This window comes from Microbacterium sp. nov. GSS16 (genome assembly GCF_028198145.1).
Lineage (GTDB): Bacteria > Actinomycetota > Actinomycetes > Actinomycetales > Microbacteriaceae > Microbacterium.
The window spans coordinates 2,490,343-2,510,123 of record NZ_CP116338.1 but is presented as its reverse complement, the minus strand read 5'-3'; the positions used below and the strand labels follow the sequence as shown (position 1 = coordinate 2,510,123).

General features: G+C 69.3%; 21 protein-coding genes and 1 tRNA gene. 11 read left to right on the top strand and 11 right to left on the bottom strand.

Annotated features, from left to right (window positions below):
* Positions 1 to 6: 6 nt before the first annotated feature.
* From PGB26_RS11950 to PGB26_RS11930, 5 genes are all read right to left on the bottom strand, one after another.
* Positions 7 to 576 carry a hypothetical protein gene (locus PGB26_RS11950; RefSeq protein WP_271637846.1) on the bottom strand — a complete coding sequence of 190 codons (570 nt, stop codon included), beginning with the start codon at positions 574 to 576 and terminating at the stop codon, positions 7 to 9.
* Between the two features lie 36 nt (positions 577 to 612).
* Positions 613 to 1,422: an inositol monophosphatase family protein gene (locus PGB26_RS11945; protein WP_271637845.1), complete on the bottom strand. Its 810-nt coding sequence runs from the start codon at positions 1,420 to 1,422 to the stop codon at positions 613 to 615.
* Positions 1,423 to 1,521: 99 nt separating this feature from the next.
* Positions 1,522 to 1,890 carry an A1S_2505 family phage non-structural protein gene (locus tag PGB26_RS11940; protein ID WP_271637844.1) on the bottom strand — a complete coding sequence of 123 codons (369 nt, stop codon included), beginning with the start codon at positions 1,888 to 1,890 and terminating at the stop codon, positions 1,522 to 1,524.
* Positions 1,891 to 1,976: 86 nt separating this feature from the next.
* Positions 1,977 to 2,049: transfer RNA gene (locus PGB26_RS11935), tRNA-Lys, on the bottom strand.
* A 94-nt stretch (positions 2,050 to 2,143) separates the two neighbouring features.
* Positions 2,144 to 3,232, bottom strand: a complete 1,089-nt coding sequence (locus PGB26_RS11930; protein ID WP_271637843.1) for an LOG family protein — start codon at positions 3,230 to 3,232, stop codon at positions 2,144 to 2,146.
* 99 nt (positions 3,233 to 3,331) lie between these two features.
* On the opposite strand from PGB26_RS11930, the gene PGB26_RS11925 reads away from it, so the two are divergent.
* Positions 3,332 to 3,811, top strand: coding sequence for a hypothetical protein (locus PGB26_RS11925; protein WP_271637841.1), 480 nt, complete (start codon positions 3,332 to 3,334; stop codon positions 3,809 to 3,811).
* Here the strand turns inward: PGB26_RS11925 and PGB26_RS11920 are convergent, their stop codons facing one another.
* The 4 genes from PGB26_RS11920 to PGB26_RS11905 are packed head-to-tail and all read right to left on the bottom strand — an operon-like array spanning position 3,812 to position 6,821.
* On the bottom strand, positions 3,812 to 4,309 hold the full coding sequence (locus PGB26_RS11920; protein WP_442922984.1) for a YbaK/EbsC family protein: 498 nt from the start codon (positions 4,307 to 4,309) through the stop codon (positions 3,812 to 3,814).
* A 22-nt stretch (positions 4,310 to 4,331) separates the two neighbouring features.
* Positions 4,332 to 5,558 (bottom strand): MFS transporter, encoded by a 1,227-nt coding sequence (locus PGB26_RS11915; RefSeq protein ID WP_271637838.1) that lies wholly within the window; start codon positions 5,556 to 5,558, stop codon positions 4,332 to 4,334.
* A complete protein-coding gene (locus PGB26_RS11910; RefSeq protein WP_271637837.1) occupies positions 5,555 to 6,001 on the bottom strand; it encodes a MarR family winged helix-turn-helix transcriptional regulator in 447 nt (148 codons plus the stop codon). Before PGB26_RS11910 ends, PGB26_RS11915 begins: the two co-directional genes overlap by 4 nt.
* A gap of 34 nt (positions 6,002 to 6,035) precedes the next feature.
* Positions 6,036 to 6,821 carry an IclR family transcriptional regulator gene (locus tag PGB26_RS11905; RefSeq protein WP_271639659.1) on the bottom strand — a complete coding sequence of 262 codons (786 nt, stop codon included), beginning with the start codon at positions 6,819 to 6,821 and terminating at the stop codon, positions 6,036 to 6,038.
* 110 nt (positions 6,822 to 6,931) lie between these two features.
* Between PGB26_RS11905 and PGB26_RS11900 the strand changes: the two genes are divergently transcribed.
* From PGB26_RS11900 to PGB26_RS11890, 3 genes are read left to right on the top strand one after another with little or no spacing between them, the layout of a single operon-like run.
* Positions 6,932 to 7,711 (top strand): CoA transferase subunit A, encoded by a 780-nt coding sequence (locus tag PGB26_RS11900; RefSeq protein ID WP_271637835.1) that lies wholly within the window; start codon positions 6,932 to 6,934, stop codon positions 7,709 to 7,711.
* 2 nt (positions 7,712 to 7,713) lie between these two features.
* A complete protein-coding gene (locus PGB26_RS11895; protein ID WP_271637834.1) occupies positions 7,714 to 8,367 on the top strand; it encodes a CoA transferase subunit B in 654 nt (217 codons plus the stop codon).
* Positions 8,364 to 9,542 carry an acetyl-CoA C-acetyltransferase gene (locus tag PGB26_RS11890; RefSeq protein WP_271637833.1) on the top strand — a complete coding sequence of 393 codons (1,179 nt, stop codon included), beginning with the start codon at positions 8,364 to 8,366 and terminating at the stop codon, positions 9,540 to 9,542. The genes PGB26_RS11895 and PGB26_RS11890 overlap by 4 nt, the downstream gene beginning before the upstream one ends.
* Before the next feature lie 56 nt (positions 9,543 to 9,598).
* Here PGB26_RS11890 and PGB26_RS11885 read toward each other — a convergent pair whose 3' ends face one another.
* A complete protein-coding gene (locus PGB26_RS11885; protein ID WP_271637832.1) occupies positions 9,599 to 9,877 on the bottom strand; it encodes a hypothetical protein in 279 nt (92 codons plus the stop codon).
* A 134-nt stretch (positions 9,878 to 10,011) separates the two neighbouring features.
* Between PGB26_RS11885 and PGB26_RS11880 the strand changes: the two genes are divergently transcribed.
* The 7 genes from PGB26_RS11880 (at position 10,012) to ilvC (ending at position 18,728) form a co-directional block, all read left to right on the top strand.
* A complete protein-coding gene (locus PGB26_RS11880) occupies positions 10,012 to 11,235 on the top strand; it encodes an MFS transporter (RefSeq protein ID WP_271637831.1) in 1,224 nt (407 codons plus the stop codon).
* Between the two features lie 72 nt (positions 11,236 to 11,307).
* Positions 11,308 to 12,735: an alpha,alpha-trehalose-phosphate synthase (UDP-forming) gene (locus PGB26_RS11875; protein ID WP_271637830.1), complete on the top strand. Its 1,428-nt coding sequence runs from the start codon at positions 11,308 to 11,310 to the stop codon at positions 12,733 to 12,735.
* Complete coding sequence (gene otsB, locus PGB26_RS11870) at positions 12,732 to 13,529, top strand: trehalose-phosphatase (RefSeq protein WP_271637829.1); 798 nt, start codon at positions 12,732 to 12,734, stop codon at positions 13,527 to 13,529. The genes PGB26_RS11875 and otsB overlap by 4 nt, the downstream gene beginning before the upstream one ends.
* 9 nt (positions 13,530 to 13,538) lie before the next feature.
* Positions 13,539 to 15,272 (top strand): dihydroxy-acid dehydratase, encoded by a 1,734-nt coding sequence (ilvD, locus tag PGB26_RS11865; RefSeq protein ID WP_271637827.1) that lies wholly within the window; start codon positions 13,539 to 13,541, stop codon positions 15,270 to 15,272.
* A 33-nt stretch (positions 15,273 to 15,305) separates the two neighbouring features.
* Complete coding sequence (locus PGB26_RS11860; protein WP_271637826.1) at positions 15,306 to 17,108, top strand: acetolactate synthase large subunit; 1,803 nt, start codon at positions 15,306 to 15,308, stop codon at positions 17,106 to 17,108.
* A 3-nt stretch (positions 17,109 to 17,111) separates the two neighbouring features.
* A complete protein-coding gene (gene ilvN / locus PGB26_RS11855; RefSeq protein ID WP_271637825.1) occupies positions 17,112 to 17,621 on the top strand; it encodes an acetolactate synthase small subunit in 510 nt (169 codons plus the stop codon).
* 78 nt (positions 17,622 to 17,699) lie between these two features.
* Positions 17,700 to 18,728: a ketol-acid reductoisomerase gene (gene ilvC, locus PGB26_RS11850; protein WP_271637823.1), complete on the top strand. Its 1,029-nt coding sequence runs from the start codon at positions 17,700 to 17,702 to the stop codon at positions 18,726 to 18,728.
* Between the two features lie 66 nt (positions 18,729 to 18,794).
* Here ilvC and PGB26_RS11845 read toward each other — a convergent pair whose 3' ends face one another.
* On the bottom strand, positions 18,795 to 19,724 hold the full coding sequence (locus PGB26_RS11845; RefSeq protein ID WP_271637822.1) for a hypothetical protein: 930 nt from the start codon (positions 19,722 to 19,724) through the stop codon (positions 18,795 to 18,797).
* Positions 19,725 to 19,781: the final 57 nt, after the last annotated feature.

Genomic DNA, 19,781 nt, shown 5'->3' with positions numbered 1-19,781 from the left:
GTTCGCTCATCCCTTCCATTCGATGAGCAGCAGGCCCTGTTTCGTGTCCGCGAACTTCACCCAGCCGTCGCCGAACTCGTAGGTCATGCCGAAGCCGTCGTCGTCGGTCGCGATGGCGTAGGCCGGGTCCTCGGTGAAGTACACCAGATCACCCTCCGTCGAGCGCAGCCAGCCGTCGCGCTTCAGGTTCGACTGAGCGACGTCGGAGGTGCGCGCGTCCAGCGCGCCCCACCCGTACATCTGACCGTGGTCCGATGCCGTGCTGAAGTCGGCCCACATGCACAGCAGGCCGTCCTCGATGAGCGTCTCGCCGATGCGCAGCTCTTCCTGCTTCGCGGTCCATCCCTGGGAGGTCAGGGCGTCGACGGTGCCGGGCGTGATGATCGTCTTGCAGGTGGGCTCGGCGCCGGGCGCCGGCGTGGCGTCGTCGACCGGCGCGGTGGTCGCGGCAGTCGTCGGCTCGACGCTCGTCGATGCGGGGGGCGTGGGCGTCGGCGTAGGGTCCGGGGCGGAGCACGACGCGAGCAGGAGGACGGCTGCGAGCGCGCTGAAGGCGAGGGGAGTGCGGGGGCTCATGGGGAATCCGGGGAGAGGGGAGGTGCCGCGGCGTGCTCAGGGGAGTCGCGCGTCGCGGAACAGGGACAGGAAGGGGTCGTGCAGTATGCCGTTCGTGGCGAGCGTGGACAGCGCCGACAGGGTCTCGGCCCCGTCGAAGGCAGTCATGCGGCCGCCCGCTTCTCGGACAATCGCCACGGCTGCGGCGATGTCGTACTCCTTGACGTCGAACTCCGCGACCATGTCGATGCGGCCCTCGGCGAGCAGCATGTAGCTGTACACGTCACCGTAGGCGCGGTCGCGCCACACGCGGTCGGCGACCGCGTGGAGCTCGGGGAGCTTCCCGGCGTCGGCCCACTGACCGATGCTCTGGAAGCTGATGCTGGCATCGTCGAGCGAGTCCACATCAGACACCGAGAGGCGGCGGGGAGCGTCCGCGGTGTTCGTCCACGCGCCGAGACCGTCGGCGGCCCACCAGCGGCGTGACAGGGCCGGCATGCTGACCGCGCCGACGCGTGGCACGCCGTCGATCGCCAGGGCGATCATCGTGCCCCACAGCGGCACTCCGCGCAGGAAGTTCGCCGTGCCGTCGATGGGGTCGATGATCCACTGCCGGTGGGTGTCGCCCTCCGCGCCGTACTCCTCGCCGAAGATGCCGTCGGCAGGGCGCTCGGCGGCGAGCAGCTCGCGGATCGCGCGCTCTGTGGCGAGGTCGGCATCGGTCACGTGCGTGCGGTCGGCTTTGCGCGAGACCTGCAGATCGGCCGCGTCGAAGCGGGGGAGAGACTGGGCGTCCGCCGCATCCGCCAGCCGCAGAGCGAGCGCGAGATCGGCGGCGAGGTCGGCGTCGTCGCGGGTGTCGGTCACCTATCCAGGATAAGCGCGGCCTCTCGGGCGAACCCGCCTGCAGGATATCGGTCCAGACACGAAACGCGCCCGCCGCCCGGCCTCTGCAGGCCGAGTCGCTCAGAGGTACGGCACGAACGAAGCGGGGACGGCGACGTTCTCGGGCACACCCGCGAACAGAACGGCGACCTGCTCCGGCGTGTATCCGGCGATGCCGCAGCCCACCGGGGTGAGCAGGACATGCAGATCCGGATGCTCGGTCGCGAACCCGATGAATGCACGCGCCTCACGTGTGAGCACGTCGAGGCCGCTCATCGTGTCGATGGCATACGACTGACCGTGATGGCCGTGCCCTTCGCCCCACACGGCGCCGAACCTCTCGTGGGCGACGCGGGCGGCGCCCCCGCCGTGCTGACCTGCGGCGTTGCTGCCGAAGACGAACACCTCATCGGCGCGCAGGCTGACGACGACGTCCGGCGTGATCTCCATGCCGGAACTCTACGTGGCGTGTGGCGACGTGCGGCCCGCATGCAGAAAAGCCCCGAAGACTGGCGAGAGTCTTCGGGGCTTGTCCGTGCACCCCCAGGGACTTGAACCCTGAACCCACTGATTAAGAGTCAGTTGCTCTGCCGATTGAGCTAGAGGTGCGTGGCCCGGGAAGATTTCCCCGGCCGAGGAATTACATTACCAGCGGCCGATGGTCGCGCCAAATCGCATCGGTCTGCCGGGCGGGTTGCGCGCCTCAGGTGCCGGCGGTGGCGAGATCGACCGCTTCCTGCACGGTGTCGACGAGGTGCACGTGGCGCTCCATCGGCCGCCCGGCGGCGAGTGCGGTCAGCAGCGGCCAGGCGGGGTACTGCTCGGTCCAGTACGCACACCCGACGAGGATCATCGGGGCGACCGACGACTCGTCGGCGTAGAAGTTCTCGCAGGCATCCTGGAAGATCTCCTGCACGGTGCCACCCGACCCCGGCAGGAACACGATGCCGGCCTGGCACACCTCCAGCAGGATCGCCTCGCGCTGCGCGTTGCGGAAGTACTTGGCGATCGCGCTGGCGAACGGGTTCGGCGGCTCGTGTCCGTAGTGCCAGGTGGGGATGCCGAGCGATTCGCCGCCGCCGGGGAACTCGTGCCGCACGGCGAATGCCGCGTCGGCCCACGCGGCGATGCTCGGTGCGAAGCTCGGCACCGCGGCGAGCATCCCGAGCGCGTGCTCTCGGGCATCCGCTCCTCGGCCCGCGAGATACCCGCCGAGGTTGACGGCCTCCATCGCGCCCGGTCCGCCGCCGGTCGCGACCGTCAGCGTCTGAGACAGGTGCTGGCCGAGCTCGACCCCGTCGGCGTACTCGCGGCTGCCGCGCACTACACCATGCCCGCCCATGACGCCGACGAGCCGCCGACCGCTCACCCAGTCCGAGAGCGCCAGATCGATGGTGTGATCGTGCAGCGACTTCGCGAGCGCGGCATCCCTCGACGTCACGCGCTTCGACCAGGCGTAGGTGCGCGCATCGAGACTGTCCGCGTAGTCCGCGGTTCCGAACAGCTCGCCAGGCGTGTACAGCGCAGTGCGGTAGGTGTCGATCGGGATGCCGGGAACCTCCGGGAACACCACCGCGCCACGCGCCCGCACCGACGACTCGTCGGCGAGCGCCAGGCGACAGCCCAGGAACAGCGATCCGGTGACATCGACCGACCGCAGGGCGCTGCTGCGCTCGGTCAGGTCCAGTGCGCGCATCCGCCATCCGTAGAGCGAGCGGGCGCCTGCGGCGAGACGACGGTCGAAGTCCGCGAGCGTGTCGACATCGACGACCCGTCCACGCGTTCTCCTCATGCGACGACCTTAGAGCAGCGCGGCACCGGCACCACGCTTCCTTCGGCTCTTCCGTACGCGGCCTCCCGGTGAGAACATGGCGGACAGGAGGTGGCTCTCATGATCGATCTCGACGACATCGACACCGATGAGGACGGCGCGCTCACCGCGACCGTGGAACTGCCCGGAGGCCGACGCGTCACGGTCGAGTACGAATTCGATGAGGAGTTCGACTACGACGACGAAGATGAGGACGACGAAGAGGACGAGGAGCCTGTCGAGCGGGAGGACCTTCCCGACCTCGAGACCATGCAGGAGACCGTGAAGCACGCCCTGGCGCGTCTCACGGAGGAGATCCTCGAGGCGCGCGAGAGCGAGGTCGTCGAAGAGCTCACCGAAGCCGCCTACGAAGACGACGACGAGGCCGACCTGGTCGAGGCGCTGCAGGCGCTGAGAGACGACATCGCTCTGGACGGCGTTGTGGTGTTCGGCGACGGAGGCATCACGCTGCTCTTCATCGCTCCGGAGGAGTACCCCGACCTGATCATCTACTGCCTGCTCGACGAGGACCTCGAGATCGACGACCTGATGGTCGAGTGATCAGCGCACCCGCACCATCCTGCCGCCGGTCACCTCGGTCAGCTGCGCGAAGGTGAGCGGCAGCACGGTCTCGGCGGTGCCCCCTGCCGTCCACACCTCGCCGAACGCGCTGAGAGACTCGTCGAGGTAGGTCGGCAGGGGAGCGGGGTGCCCGACCGGCGCCACCCCGCCGATGACCTGTCCCGTCGACGACCGCACGACCGCCGGCGACGCCATCGCCACGGACTCCGCCCCGATCTGCTCGGCGAGCACGACGAAGTCCACACGATGGGCCCCACTGGTCATGACCAGGATCGGCTCCCCGTCGGCGACGAGCACGAGACTGTTCGCGATCGCGCCCACCGGGCATCCGATGGCGTGCGCGGCCAGGGCGGCGGTGTGCGCCGATTCGGGCAGCACGATGATGCGGGCGTCGATCCCGGCTTCGGCGAGACGCTCGCGCACGAGACGGCTGCGGGGCGGAAGCGTGTCGTAATCGGTCACGAGCTCTCTCCTCATCGGCGCGAAGGGTGGATGCCGCTCACGCGGCGTCTCCGATGAGGATAGCCGCGGCCTCCTCGCCGTCGCCCGCGGCCGGGTCGTCGATGTGGGCGAGGGCGCGGCGACCGAGAAGAACCGTCAGAGCCGCGAGCAGCACGGCGGCCGCCGCGAACAGGTAGGGAACGGTGTCGCCGTACGCGTGGGCGAGGGCGGCCGCCGTCGGGGGCGCCATCGCGCCGCCGAGGAACCGCACGGCGGAGTAGGCCGACGAGGCGACCGAGCGCGGCAGGTCGGTGGCCTCCATCACGGCCTCGGTCAGGACGGTGTTCATCACGCCGAGCAGCAGACCGCCGGCGATGATGCACACCACCAGCGCGGCGGGGTCGGCGACGACGAGACCCGCGACGATGAGGTCGACGGCCAGAAGTGGCAGGGTGATGAGGATGATCGATGCACGAGAGGCGCGGCGCATCAGGGCGGGAGCCACCCAGACGCTCGTGACCGCGAGTGCCACACCCCAGCCGAAGAAGGTCAGACCGATGCCCATGGCACCGAAGCCGAGGGGGAACGGCGAGAACGCCAGCAGCACGAAGAAGCCGATGTTGTAGAACAGGGCGGCCACGGCGAGCACGGCGAGGGCGGGGCGGCGCAGCGCGCGGAACGGCGCTGAGAACGGCATCGGCTCGCGGCGCTCGCCGTCGGTGCGCACGAGCGTGAGCACGGCGATGAACCCGATGGCCATCAACACCACGACGCCGAAGAACGGGCCGCGCCAGCTGAGCTCGCCGAGCAGACCGCCGAGCAGCGGACCGACCGCGATGCCGAGACCGAGCGCCGCCTCGTAGAGCACGATGGCGGCGCCGCTGCCGCCGGCAGCGGCGCCGACGATGGTCGCCAGCGCGGTCGAGATGAAGAGCGCGTTGCCCAGTCCCCAGCCGGCGCGGAAGCCGATCACCCAGTCGACGCTGCCGCTCACCGCGCACAGCAGGGCGAAGATCACGATCAGCCCGAGGCCCACCAGCAGCGTGGCCTTGGCGCCGATGCGGCTGGAGATCCAGCTGGTGATGAGCATCGCGAGCCCGGTCACCAGCAGGTAGCTGGTGAACAGCAGCTCCGTCTCGACGGGGGAGGCCTGCAGCGATTCCGCGATCGCAGGAAGGATGGGGTCGACCAGACCGATGCCCATGAACGCGACGACGCACGCGAACGCGACCGCCCACACCTGTGCCGGCTGACGCCAGATCGATCCCTGTGGTGTTCCGCTCATTCGTGTGCTCCTGTCGTGTCGGATGATGTGCTCTGCGCGCGCTCGCCGAGGATGGCGGCGGTGCGCTCGATCGCTCGCCAGTCGTCGTCGCCGAGGCCGTCGAAGCGCGGGGCCAGCGTGGCGCCCAGCTCGGTGCGCCAGTCGTCAAGGGCGCGGATTCCGGCCTCCGTCGCGGTGACGACGGTGGCTCGGGAGTCGTGGGGGTCGGCGGTGCGCTCGACCAGGCCCGCCTGCTCGAGCGTGCCGATCAGGCGAGTCATGCCCGGCTGCGTCGTGCGGGCGGCGGACGCCAGGGCGCCGAGACGCATCCCGCCCCGCTGATCGAGGATGCTGAGAGCACGCCACTGCGCCGACGGTGCGTCGTTGCCGGCATCGTGTGCGGCGATCCGCGCCAGCGCGTGCGCGGCGAGAACGATCGCCGTGACCGCTTCGGATTTATGCATACCAACAAGTATATACCCGACGGTATCTAATGGATCAGTGGCGGCCGCCTGCGATCCGCGACGAGAGCTGGTGCGCGTGCGCCAGCAGTGTTCGGCCCAGCTGGGGAAGCCTATCCGCTGAGAAGCGGAACTCGACGCCGGTGATGCTGAGGGCCCAATCCGGACGGCCCTCCCTGTCGAACACCGCGGCCGCCATGCCCCACGAGCCCTCCACGATCAGCCCGGGGTTGACCGAGTACCCGCGCGCCTTCGTCTCGCCCAGCCTTCGCCGCAGCGGGCGGTCGCCGTGCGCCGAGCCCCATCGCTCCTCCAGCTCTGGGTGGCGTTCGAGATACGCATCCACATCGTGGTCGGGGAGGAAAGCGAGGATCGCCAGGCCCGCACTCGCCACACCGAGGGGGAAGCGCACCCCCTCGCTGAGCACGAAGGAGCGGATGGGGAACGAGCCCTCCTCGCGCACCAGGCACACCGTCTCGTCAGCACGACGCGTGGAGAGGAACGCGCTCTCGTCCGTCTTCACGGCGAGCGATCGCACGATGTCGCGAGAGAGCTCGGTGATGTCGTACCGCGCGGCCGCGACGGTTCCCATCAGATACAGCTCGGGCCCCGGCATCCATCTCGCCGTCGTCTCGTCCTGGTCGACGAGCCCCTCGACGCGCAGCGCCGTGAGCAGGCGGTGCGCGGTAGAGCGGCTCAGCCCGGCATCCCGCGCCAGCGACTGCAGGCCGACACCGTCTGCGGATGCCGAGACCAGGCGCAGCAGCGCCGCAGCGCGCGCGACCGCCTGCGCTCCGGGCACTGTGCGCCGCGTGCCGTCCAGCCGTTCCACGATGTGGACGCTAGTCGGTCGGACGACCACATCGCAAGCGCCGGCTTGCCTGCTGTCGGGCGTGCGCGGATGCTGGAGACAGCGCACACGAAGGAGTGGTCTTGATCGACAAACAGTTCCCATCGGCGGCCGAGGCGGTCGCCGACATCCCGCACGGCGCGTCGCTCGCCGTCGGCGGCTTCGGCCTCTCCGGCAATCCCATGGCGCTCATCGAGGCGCTGCATGCGCAGGGCACCGGCGATCTCAGCGTCGTGAGCAACAACTGCGGCGTCGACGACTGGGGCCTGGGCATCCTGCTCGGATCGCGCCGCATCCGCAAGATGACCTCCTCCTACGTCGGCGAGAACAAGGAGTTCGAACGGCAGTTCCTCGAGGGCGACCTCGAGCTCGAGCTCACCCCGCAGGGGACGCTGGCCGAGAAGCTGCGCGCCGGCGGTTCGGGCATAGCCGCATTCTTCACGCAGACGGGTGTCGGAACGCAGGTCGCCGAGGGCGGGCTCCCGCGCCGGTACAACGCCGACGGCACGATCGCCGTGGCTTCGCCCGTCAAGGACGTGCGCGCCTTCGACTTCCACGGCGAGCAGCGCGACTTCGTGCTCGAAGAGGCGATCACCACCGACTTCGCGCTCGTGCACGCGCTGATGGGCGACCGGCACGGCAACCTCGTGTTCAACAAGGCCGCACGAAACTTCAACCCTCTCGCGGCCATGGCGGGCCGCATCTGCATCGCGCAGGTGGAGCAGCTCGTAGAACCGGGCGAGCTCGACCCCGACAGCGTGCACCTCCCCGGCGTCTACGTGCACCGGGTGGTCGAGGTGGGCGGCGACATCGAGAAGCGCATCGAGCGCCGCACGACCCGCCCCCAGGAAGGGAAGAGATGACCATGGCGCTCACCCGCGACGAGATGGCGGCCCGAGCCGCCCAGGAGCTCACCGACGGCGAGTACGTCAACCTCGGCATCGGTCTGCCCACCCTGGTGCCCAACCATGTGCCGGACGACGTGACCGTCGTGCTGCAGTCCGAGAACGGCATTCTCGGGGTCGGCCCGTACCCGACCGAGGAGAACGTCGATCCCGACCTGATCAACGCCGGCAAGGAGACCGTGACCCTGTTGCCGGGCGCGGCGTTCTTCGACTCGGCGACGAGCTTCGGCATGATCCGCGGCGGCAAGATCGACGCCGCGATCCTCGGCGCCATGCAGGTGTCGGCGACCGGCGACCTGGCGAACTGGATGATTCCCGGCAAGATGGTCAAGGGCCCGGGCGGTGCCATGGACCTCGTGCACGGCGCCGGCCGGGTCATCATCCTCATGGAGCACGTCGCCAAGGACGGATCGGCGAAGATCGTGAACGACTGCTCGCTGCCGCTGACCGGCAGGGGTGTGGTCGACCGGATCATCACCGATCTCGCCGTCATCGACGTGACACACGACGGGCTCGTCCTGGTCGAGACCGCGCCGGGTGTGAGCGTGCAGGACGTCGTCGCCGCCACCGAACCCGCACTGACCATCCCCGAAACTCTGAAGGAGCACTCATGAGCGACATCGTCATCGTCGCCGCCGCCCGCACCCCGCAGGGGCGGCTGAAGGGTCAGCTGGCCTCGTTCACCGCACCGCAGCTGGGCTCGCTGGCCATCCGCGGCGCGCTCGAGCAGGCGTCGGTCGCGCCGGATGCCGTGGACGCGGTGATCATGGGGCAGGTGCTGGCCGCAGGCTCCGGGCAGAACGCCGCCCGCCAGGCCGCGGTCGGCGCGGGCATCGGCTGGGACGTGCCGGCGAGCTCGGTCAACAAGGTCTGCCTGTCGGGGCTCACGGCGATCATCGATGCGGCGCGCATGATCCGCACCGGCGACGCCACAACCGTCGTCGCGGGCGGCATGGAGTCCATGACCCGCGCGCCGCACCTGCTGATGGGCTCGCGCGAGGGATGGACCTACGGCAGCGTCGAGGTCCTCGATCACATGGCCCACGACGGGCTCACCGACGCCTACGATCGCGAGAGCATGGGCGCGTCGACCGAGCGGCACAACCCGCGATTCGGGATGACCCGGGAGATGCAGGACACTGTAGCCGCGCTGTCGCACCAGCGTGCCGCCGCGGCGCAGGACGAGGGAGTGTTCGACGCCGAGATCGTCGAGGTGAGCGTGCCGCAGCGCAAGGGGGAGCCCATCGTGCTCGCCAGCGACGAGGGCATCCGTCCCGACACGACAGTCGAGTCGCTGGCCGGTCTCCGCGCCGCGTTCGCCGAGGGCGGCTCGATCACCGCGGGCAACGCCTCGCAGATCTCCGACGGCGCGGCCGCCGTCGTCGTCACCACCCGAGAGAACGCCGACGCCCGGGGGTGGCCGGTGCTCGCCGTCATCGGTGCCAGCGGCCAGACCGCAGGACCGGACAACTCGCTGCAGGCGCAGCCGGCGCGCGCCATCGAGCGGGCGCTCGAGAAGCAGGGCATCACCGCCGACGATCTCGACCTCGTCGAGATCAACGAGGCCTTCGGTGCGGTTGTCGCACGATCGCAGCAGGAGCTGGGACTGTCGAGCGACATGATCAACGTGCACGGCGGTGGCATCGCCATCGGACATCCGATCGGTGCGAGCGGAGCCCGCCTCGTCGTCCACCTGGCGCACGAGCTCTCACGCCGCGGATCGGGCACCGCGGTCGCCGCGCTGTGCGGCGGAGGCGGGCAGGGGGAGGCACTGATCCTCACCCGCTGAGTCTCTTCGGCGGCGCTCCGGCCGACGCCCGGCGGCGGTCGGAGCGCGATGCGCGATCAGCGCTGCTTCGAAAGGCGCTTGACCTCGTCGCGGCGCTTCTCGCGAAGCTCCTTCTTGTCGGGCTTGGGTGCGAAGGGCGAGTCGGCCGAGACGGGCAGCCCCTTGTCGACGCGGCGCATGTCCTTGACCGCGCCGATCGCGAGTGAGAGCGTGATCGCCCAGCTCACCCAGGCGAGAACCGCCCGCCACGTGAACTTCTGGCCGCGCGAGCCGCGCAGCAGGGTCCACCCCGTGGAGATGGCGCTGAAGAGTCCGGTGCGAAGGAGATAGCGCATGGCTCCACGCTATCCGAGCGGGCCGGATGCTCGGGTAGGGTTGACAGCAGATCCTGCTGTGTATCTACCGGCCGCCGGCATCCCGGCGGACAGCGGCGGCACCCGACCCGCGTCCCTCGACGTGTGAGAGCCACATGACACAGATCACCGCCAATTCGCCGAGCCTGCTGCGGCTGATCGGCATCCCGTATTTCGTCATCGCGTTCGTCGCGCGACTGCCCTTCGCCATGATGGTCGTCGGCGTGCTGACCATGGTCGTCACCGTCCGCGGCTCGCTGAGCCTCGGCGGGCTCACCTCCGCCGCCGTCGGCCTCGGCACGGCACTGGTCGGTCCGTTCCTCGGCGCGGCGGCCGACCGGTGGGGCCAGCGACCCGTGCTGCTGCTGTGCGGCGTGCTGAACGCCGCGATGCTCGCCGTGTTCGCCCTGATCGTCTATGCCCCCGCCGCCGACGCCCTCGTGCTGGCATCGGCCTTCACCATCGGGGCGACCGCGCCCCAGGTCTCGCCGATGTCGCGCTCCCGGCTCGTCACGATCATCGCCGAGCGGATGCCCGAGATGCAGCGCGCCCGCACCACCTCGGCGACCATGTCGTACGAGTCGGCCGCCGATGAGACCGTGTTCGTGTTCGGACCGTTCCTGGTCGGCATCCTCGCCTCGTTCATCGCGCCATGGGCGCCCATCGCGATCGCATCGGCCCTGACGCTGCTGTTCGTCGGAGCCTTCGCGCTGCACCCCACCGGACGCCACGTCTCCCTCGAGCGCGACTCCGACGGCCGCGCGCCGTCGCGCGCGCGTGAGCTGTTCCGCCCCGCCCTGCTCGTGGTCGTGACCGGGATCTTCGGCATCGGTCTGTTCTTCGGCACCGCGCTGACCGCGCTCACCTCGTTCATGGCCGATCGCGGGGCCGCCGAGCAGGCGGGTCTGCTGTATGGGGTGATGGGCGTCGGATCGGCCGTGCTCGCGCTCGGCGTCGTGTGGCTGCCGCCGCGATTCACGCTGCATGCGCGCTGGATCGTGTTCGCGACGATCCTCGTGGCGGGCTCTGCGCTGTTCGCGGCCGCCGGGTCGGTGGGCGCGATGATCCTCGCGCTCGCGCTGCTGGGCATCGGTGTCGGGCCGACCATCGTCACGCAGTACAGTCTCGGCGCGGCGCGAAGCCCGCTCGGTCGCTCGGCGACGGTGATGACGATGCTCGGCTCGGGCGTGGTCGTCGGCCAGGCTGCGGCCTCCGCCGGCACCGGAGCGATCGCCGAGAGCCTCGGCACGCAAGCCGCATTGCTGCTGCCGCTCATCGCCTCGGGGATCGTGCTGATCGCCGGCATCGTGAACCGCCTGATCAGCCCCGTGCAGCGCTGACGACGGCTCGTCAACCCCCGTAACCCTCGCTGCGGTCATCGGTAGCCTGGGGACACCGAGCAGAGGAGTCACATGGTCGCCGCAGAGTTCGTGGTCGTCGCCAACCGCCTTCCGGTCGATCGGATCATCACCCCCGACGGCGAGGAGATCTGGCGCACGTCTCCCGGCGGGCTGGTCGCAGCGCTGGAGCCCGTGATGCGCAGCGTCGACGGCGCGTGGGTCGGCTGGGCAGGCCAGGCGGACCTGCGGATCGAGCCGTTCACCGCCGACGGCATCCGGCTGCTTCCCGTGACCCTGAGCGAGCAGGAGATCCAGGACTACTACGAGGGCTTCTCGAACGACACGATCTGGCCTCTGTACCACGACGTGATCGCGCCTCCGCAGTACCACCGGGAGTGGTGGGAGGCCTACGTCGCCGTCAATCTGCGCTTCGCCGAGGCGGCGGCCGACGCCGTCGCCGAGGGCGGCACCGTCTGGGTGCACGACTACCAGCTGCAGCTCGTGCCCGAGATGGTGCGCAGCCTGCGCCCCGACGTGACCATCGGCTACTTCCATCACATCCCGTTCCCCGCGCACGGCCTCTACGCACAGCTTCCCTGGCGCGACCAGGTGCTTCGCGGGCTGCTCGGGGCCGACGTGATCGGCTTCCAGCGGGCGCAGGACGCCGCGAACTTCCTCGCCGCAGCCAAACGACGACTCGGCCACGAGACGAGGGCGTCGAGCATCACCCTTCCCGACGGGCGGATGCCGCTGGTGAAGGCGTTTCCGATCTCGATCGACACGACGCCCTACCGCGAGCTCGCCCAGCGCCCGGACATCCGCGCGCGGGCACTCGAGATCCGCGAAGGACTGGGCAACCCGAAGCACATCCTGCTCGGCGTCGATCGCCTCGACTACACCAAGGGCATCCGGCACCGCATCAAGGCGTACGGCGAGCTGCTCGACCAGGCGCGCATCTCGGTCGAGGACGTCGCGTTCATCCAGGTCGCGAGCCCGAGCCGGGAGCGAGTGGACGCCTACATGCATCTGCGCGACGAGGTGGAGCTCGCGATCGGCCGCATCAACGGCGACCACGACACGCTCGGACACACCGCGATCCGCTACCTGCACCAGGGGTTCCCCCGCGAGGAGATGGTCGCCATGTACCTCGCCGCCGACGTCATGCTCGTGACTGCGCTGCGCGACGGCATGAACCTCGTGGCCAAGGAGTACGTGGCCACCCGCGCCGACAACCGCGGCGTGCTCGTGCTGAGCGAGTTCACGGGCGCCGCCGACGAGCTGCGTCAGGCCCTGCGTGTGAACCCGCACGACATCGAGGGCCTCAAGGATGCCATCGTCGACGCGATCGAGATGCCCCGCGCCGAGCAGGGCAAGCGGATGCGCGCGCTGCGCAAGCGAGTGCTCGAGAACGACGTCACCGCCTGGTCGCAGTCGTTCCTGCGCGCGCTCGAGCAGGCCGGGCGCAATCGCCACCGCCGGCACGAGGGAGCACACGGATGACCCGCGAGTGGCATCCGGGCGCATCCGACCCGGCCGTGTCGGCGATCGCCCGCACGCAGAGGCTGCTCGTCGCGCTCGACTTCGACGGCACGGCGTCCGAGCTCGTCGCCGACCCGATGTCGGCGCGCGCGATCCCCGAGGTGCAGAAGGCGCTGGTCGATCTCACCGCTCTGCCACACACGACGGTGGCCTTCATCTCCGGACGCAGCCTCGTGCACCTGCGCGAGATCGCCGAGCACGGCGACGACTCGCCGATCGTGCTGGCCGGATCCCACGGCGCCCAGTACTGGTACCCCGGGGAGGGCGAGGCGGGGGCTGACGCCGAAGACCCGGACAGAATGCTGCGCGACGCCCTGCTCGAAGAGCTCGCACCCCTTCTGAGCGCGTATCCCGGGGTCGAGCTGGAGAGCAAGACGTTCGGGATCGGCATCCACGGTCGCCCCGCACGGCCCGAGGTGGAGCAGGAGGCCTTCACAGCGGTCGACGAGGTGTTCGCGCGCCGCGCCCGGCACTGGCGCCGCCGCACCGGCGATCGCATCCTCGAGTACTCCTCGCGCGACGAGGGGAAGGACACGGCGATCGCGGTGCTGCGCGCGCACACAGGTGCCACCGGCATCCTGTTCGCCGGCGACGACGTCACCGACGAAGACGCACTGCGGGTGCTCACCCGTGACGACCTCGGCGTGCGCGTCGGACCGGGGGAGACAGCCGCCACGCTGCGTGTGGGATCCCCACAGCAGGTCGCCGAACTTCTGGAAGTCATCGCGTCGGAACGGGCCGCCCGACCGGAATAGACTTCCGTCATGTCCACCCGCGATTCTCAGCCCGGCATGTCGGGCGCCCAGCCAGACATCGACATCAAGCCCCGCAGCCGCGTCGTCACCGACGGCATCGAGGCGACCACCTCCCGCGGCATGCTCCGCGCCGTGGGCATGGGCGACGCCGACTGGGAGAAGCCGCAGGTCGGCATCGCATCGAGCTGGAACGAGATCACGCCGTGCAACCTGAGCCTCGACCGGCTCGCACAGGGCGCGAAGGAGGGCGTGCACTCGGGTGGCGGGTACCCCCTGCAGTTCGGCACCATCTCCGTCTCGGACGGGATCTCGATGGGCCACGAGGGCATGCACTTCTCACTGGTGTCTCGCGAGGTCATCGCCGACTCGGTCGAGACGGTGATCATGGCCGAGCGCCTGGACGGCACGGTGCTGCTCGCCGGCTGCGACAAGTCGATCCCCGGCATGCTGATGGCCAGCGCTCGCCTCGGCCTGTCGAGCGTGTTCCTGTACGCGGGATCGATCGCGCCCGGCTGGGTCAAGCTCTCTGACGGCACCGAGAAGAACATCACGATCATCGACTCGTTCGAGGGCGTGGGCGCGTGCCGAGCGGGCCGGATGTCTGAGGAGGACCTCAAGCGGATCGAATGCGCGTTCGCGCCGGGTGAGGGCGCGTGCGGGGGCATGTACACCGCCAACACCATGGCATCCGTCGCCGAGGCGCTCGGCCTGAGCCTTCCCGGCTCGGCTGCGCCACCGGCGGCCGACCGCCGCCGCGACTACTTCGCGCACCGCTCGGGCGAGGCAGTCGTGAACCTGCTGCGTCAGGGCATCACCACGAAGGACATCCTCACCAAGGAGTCGTTCGAGAACGCCATCGCGCTGGCGATGGCGCTCGGCGGCTCGACGAACGTCGTGCTGCACCTGCTGGCGATCGCCAACGAGGCGGGAATCGAGCTGTCGCTGCACGACTTCAACCGCATCGGAAGCCGCACCCCGCACGTGGCCGACATGAAGCCGTTCGGTCAGTACGTGATGAACGACGTCGACCGTCACGGCGGCATCCCGGTGATCATGAAGGCGATGCTCGACGAGGGCCTGATCCACGGCGACGCGCTGACCGTCACCGGCAAGACCGTCGCCGAGAACCTGCGCGACCTGAACCCGGATCCCGTCGACGGCGACGTGATCCACACCTTCGACAACCCGATTCACGCATCGGGCGGCATCACCATCCTGCACGGCTCGCTCGCTCCTGAGGGTGCCGTGGTGAAGTCCGCGGGCTTCGACGCGGACGTGTTCGAGGGTCCGGCACGCGTGTTCGAGCGCGAGCGCGGGGCGATGGATGCCCTGGCGGCCGGGGAGATCAACGCCGGCGACGTGATCGTCATCCGATACGAGGGCCCCAAGGGCGGACCCGGCATGCGCGAGATGCTCGCCATCACCGCGGCCATCAAGGGCGCGGGCCTCGGAAAAGATGTACTACTGTTGACGGACGGACGATTCTCAGGCGGCACAACCGGCCTGTGCATCGGCCACATAGCACCCGAAGCCGTGGACGCAGGTCCTATCGCCTTCGTGCGCGATGGTGATCTGATACGGGTCGATATCGCGGCTCGCTCCCTCGAGCTACTCGTCGAGGAGGCTGAGCTGAGCTCCCGCCGTGAGGGCTGGGAGCCCCTTCCCCCGCGCTATACCCGTGGCGTCCTCGCCAAGTACTCCCGTCTCGTGCGCTCCGCCGCACAGGGCGCGGTGACCGGCTGACCTCCTGACGACACAGATCACCAAGGATGCGAAATGACTCCTGAATCTGCGACCGCCGTGCCGCGGCCGCCCGCACGTCCCTCCGCAGCTCCCGAGATCTCAGGGGCCGAGGCCGTCGTCCGCTCGCTCGAGAAGCTCGGTGTCACCGACGTCTTCGGCATCCCCGGCGGCGCCATCATGCCGGTTTACGATCCGCTCATGGATGCCTCGGGTCTGCGTCACGTGCTGGTCCGGCACGAGCAGGGCGCGGGTCACGCCGCCGAAGGCTATGCCGCGGCCACCGGGAAGGTCGGCGTCTGCATCGCCACCTCCGGCCCCGGTGCGACGAACCTCGTCACCGCGATCGCCGACGCCTATATGGACTCGGTGCCGATGGTCGCGATCACCGGTCAGGTGTTCTCGACGCTGATGGGAACGGACGCCTTCCAGGAGGCCGACATCGTCGGCATCACCATGCCGGTGACCAAGCACTCGTTCCTCGTCAAGACCGCGGAGGAGATCCCCGGCGCGATCGCCGCGGCGTTCGAGGTCGCCTCGACCGGCCGCCCCGGCCCGGTGCTCGTCGACATCACCAAGGACGCACAGCAGCAGATCGCACCGTTCGTGTGGCCCCCGCGGATCGACCTGCCCGGGTATCGCCCCGTCACCAAGGCGCACGGCAAGCAGATCCAGGCCGCGGCCACCCTGCTGGCCGAGTCGAAGAAGCCCGTGCTGTACGTCGGTGGCGGCGTGATCCGCGCGCACGCCTCGGCCGAGCTGCTGACGCTCGCCGAGTCGACCGGCGCGCCCGTCGTGACCACGCTGATGGCCCGTGGTGCCTTCCCCGACTCACACCCGCAGCACCTCGGCATGCCCGGCATGCACGGCACGGTCCCGGCTGTGCTGGCGCTTCAGGAATCCGACCTCATCGTCTCGCTCGGCGCGCGCTTCGACGATCGTGTCACGGGCAAGGCCGCACTCTTCGCCCCGAACGCGAAGGTCGTGCACGTCGACATCGACCCTGCTGAGATCTCGAAGATCCGTACGGCCGATGTGCCGATCGTCGGCGATGTGCGCGATGTGCTCGTCGACCTCGACACGGCCTTCCGCGGCGCGATCGCGGGTGGGACGCCGGACACCGAGGAGTGGTGGTCGTACCTCGACGGGCTGAAATCCGAGTTCCCCCTGGGCTACGCCCAGCCGGAGGACGGCCTGATGTCGCCGCAGTACGTCATCCAGCGCATCGGCGAGCTCACCGGCCCCGAGGCGGTCTATGCGTCCGGGGTGGGGCAGCACCAGATGTGGGCGGCGCAGTTCATCAAGTACGAGCGGCCGAACTCCTGGCTGAACTCGGGTGGCGCGGGCACCATGGGCTACTCCGTTCCGGCGGCCATGGGCGCGAAGGTGGCCGAGCCCGACCGCGTGGTCTGGGCCATCGACGGCGACGGATGCTTCCAGATGACGAATCAGGAGCTCGCGACCTGCGTCATCAACAACATCCCGATCAAGGTCGCCATCATCAACAACTCGTCGCTCGGCATGGTGCGCCAATGGCAGACGCTGTTCTACGAGGGCAGGCACTCGAACACCGACCTGAACACGGGACACGGCACCGTGCGCATCCCCGACTTCGTCAAACTCGCCGAGGCGTACGGCTGCCTCGCGCTGCGAGTCGAGAAGCAGGAGGACGTGGATGCCGCGATCCGGACGGCACTCGAGACCGACGACCGTCCGGTCGTGATCGACTTCGTCGTCAGTGCCGACGCGATGGTCTGGCCCATGGTGCCCCAGGGCGTCAGCAACAGCTACATCCAGTACGCGCGTGATCACGCCCCGGCATTCGATGAGGAGATCTGAGCCATGTCCACACACGTGCTGAGCCTCCTCGTCGAGGACACCCCGGGCATCCTGACCCGCGTCGCGGGCCTCTTCGCCCGCCGCGGGTTCAACATCCACTCGCTCGCCGTCGGCGTGACCGAGGTCGCGGGCATCTCCCGCATCACGGTCGTCGTCGATGTCGACGCCCTGCCGCTCGAGCAGGTCACCAAGCAGCTGAACAAGCTGATCAACGTGATCAAGGTCGTCGAGCTCGAGCCGTCGAGCTCGGTGCAGCGCGAGCACATGCTCATCAAGGTGCGCACCGACAACAACACCCGCTCGAACGTGCTCGAGATCGTCAACCTGTTCCGGGCGTCGATCGTCGACTACGCCCCGGATGCCGTGGTCGTCGAGGTCACGGGCGACCAGGGCAAGGTGCAGGCGCTGCTGCGCGCACTCGAGCCCTTCGGCATCAAGGAGCTCGCCCAGTCGGGCCTGCTCGCCATCGGCCGCGGCGGCAAGAGCATCACCGAGCGCGTCCTGCGCGGCTGACTCGCAGACGATACGAACTTCTGGGTCCCTGAGCCTGTCGAAGGGCCTGTTCAACCACTAGCAAGGAGAAACAACACCGTGAGCACCGAGATCTTCTACGACGCAGACGCCGACCTCTCGATCATCCAGGGCAAGAAGGTCGCGATCGTCGGCTACGGCTCGCAGGGCCACGCCCACGCCATGAACCTTCGCGACTCGGGTGTCGAGGTCACCATCGCCCTCAAGGAGGGCTCGAAGTCGATCGCGAAGGCCGAGGAGGCCGGCTTCCCTGTCAAGAACGTCGCCGACGCGGCCGAGTGGGCCGACGTCATCATGATCCTCGCGCCGGACCAGCACCAGCGCACCATCTACAACGAGTCCATCAAGGACAAGCTGACCCCCGGCAAGGCGCTCGCCTTCGCGCACGGCTTCAACATCCGCTACGGCTACATCGACGCTCCCGAGGGCATCGACGTCATCCTCATCGCCCCCAAGGCTCCCGGCCACACCGTGCGCCGCGAGTTCGTCGCCGGCCGAGGCATCCCCGACATCATCGCCGTCGAGCGCGACGCGTCGGGCAAGGCGTGGGAGCTGGCCCTGTCGTACGCGAAGGCGATCGGCGGCACCCGCGCCGGCGTCATCAAGACGACGTTCACCGAAGAGACCGAGACCGACCTGTTCGGCGAGCAGGCCGTGCTCTGCGGTGGCATGAGCCACCTCGTGCAGGCGGGCTTCGAGACGCTGGTCGAGGCGGGATACCAGCCGCAGATCGCCTACTTCGAGGTGCTGCACGAGCTCAAGCTCATCGTCGACCTGATGTGGGAGGGCGGCATCGCCAAGCAGCGGTGGTCGATCTCCGACACCGCCGAGTTCGGTGACTACGTCTCGGGTCCGCGCGTCATCGACGCCGGTGTCAAGGAGCGCATGCAGGGCGTGCTCGCCGACATCCAGTCGGGCGCTTTCGCGAAGCGCTTCATCGAGGACCAGGACAACGGCGCCGAGGAGTTCCTCGCGCTCCGCGAGAAGGAGCAGGGCCACCCCATCGAGGCGACCGGCAAGGAGCTGCGTTCGCTGTTCGCGTGGAAGTCGCAGGACGAGGACTACGTCGAGGGCAGCGCGGCGCGCTGATCCCGTTCGTGTGAGGGAGGCATCCGGTTCGCCGGGTGCCTCCCTCACTTCGTCTCATGGCTCGGGTCAGCCGGCCGCCGGGGCGTCGTCGACGACGATCGGGGGTGTATCGCCCTGCCCCCATCGCGGTGCGGGCAGGGTGACCGCCGCGCCGTCGCGGATCGCACGCAGCGCATCGGCGATCTCCGCTGCGTTGGACGGCACGGGCAGAGCGCAGGTGCGCAGCTCGGAGGCGAACTCGAGCGTCAACCGGGTCTTGCCGGCCTCGACGGCCTCACCGGTCGTGCCGTACCTGATCTCGCTGCCGGTCTGGATGTCGGGGACCTGATCGCACACGTGGTACACCCTGCCGCCGTCGACCCAGGTCACCTCATCCGCACCGAGCAGCTGGACGACGGTCGACTGGTCGGCGGTGTACTGCTCGACGGAAGGCGGCTCGGTGTCGACCCCGATGATCGTCGCGACGACCGCGAGGACGATGCCGACCGCACCGGCGATCGTCTTCTGCCGCCCGCTCATGTCCTTGTTCAGGAAGACCATGATGATCAGCGGAAGGAACGCCACCACCGCGATGATGGCGCCCAGCTGATTCTGCACGAAGAAGCGCACGGCGTCGGAGCGCTGCGCCGGGTCGAGCCGGTTCGCTCTCTTCCAGAGGATGGAGCCGCTGATGGCCAGAGCGGCGATGACGGCGAGCAGCACGAGCAGCGTGATGAACGCCCACTGCGGGAACACCGACTCTGCGCCGTCCTTCACGAGCAGTCCGCTCTCGGGGTCGCGCATGAGCCGACCCTCGCCGCCGGTCGTCTCGCGCTGCCGCAGCAGCCAGAAGATCGCGGTGGCCTCGGCGGCGATGGCGATCGCCCAGAGCACGGCGGCGATCGCGCGCAGCATCGTCGACCTCCGCTTGGCGTCGGCCGTCGGCCGCCAGCTGTGCTCGGCCGCGGCCGCGCTGCTGTCACGGGGCTCGGAGACCCGCCTGCTGTCGTCTGTCACGTTCGTCCTCCCGGATGCTGTGAGCCCGAGCCTAGTGGGAGGGTCGCAGCGCGCTGG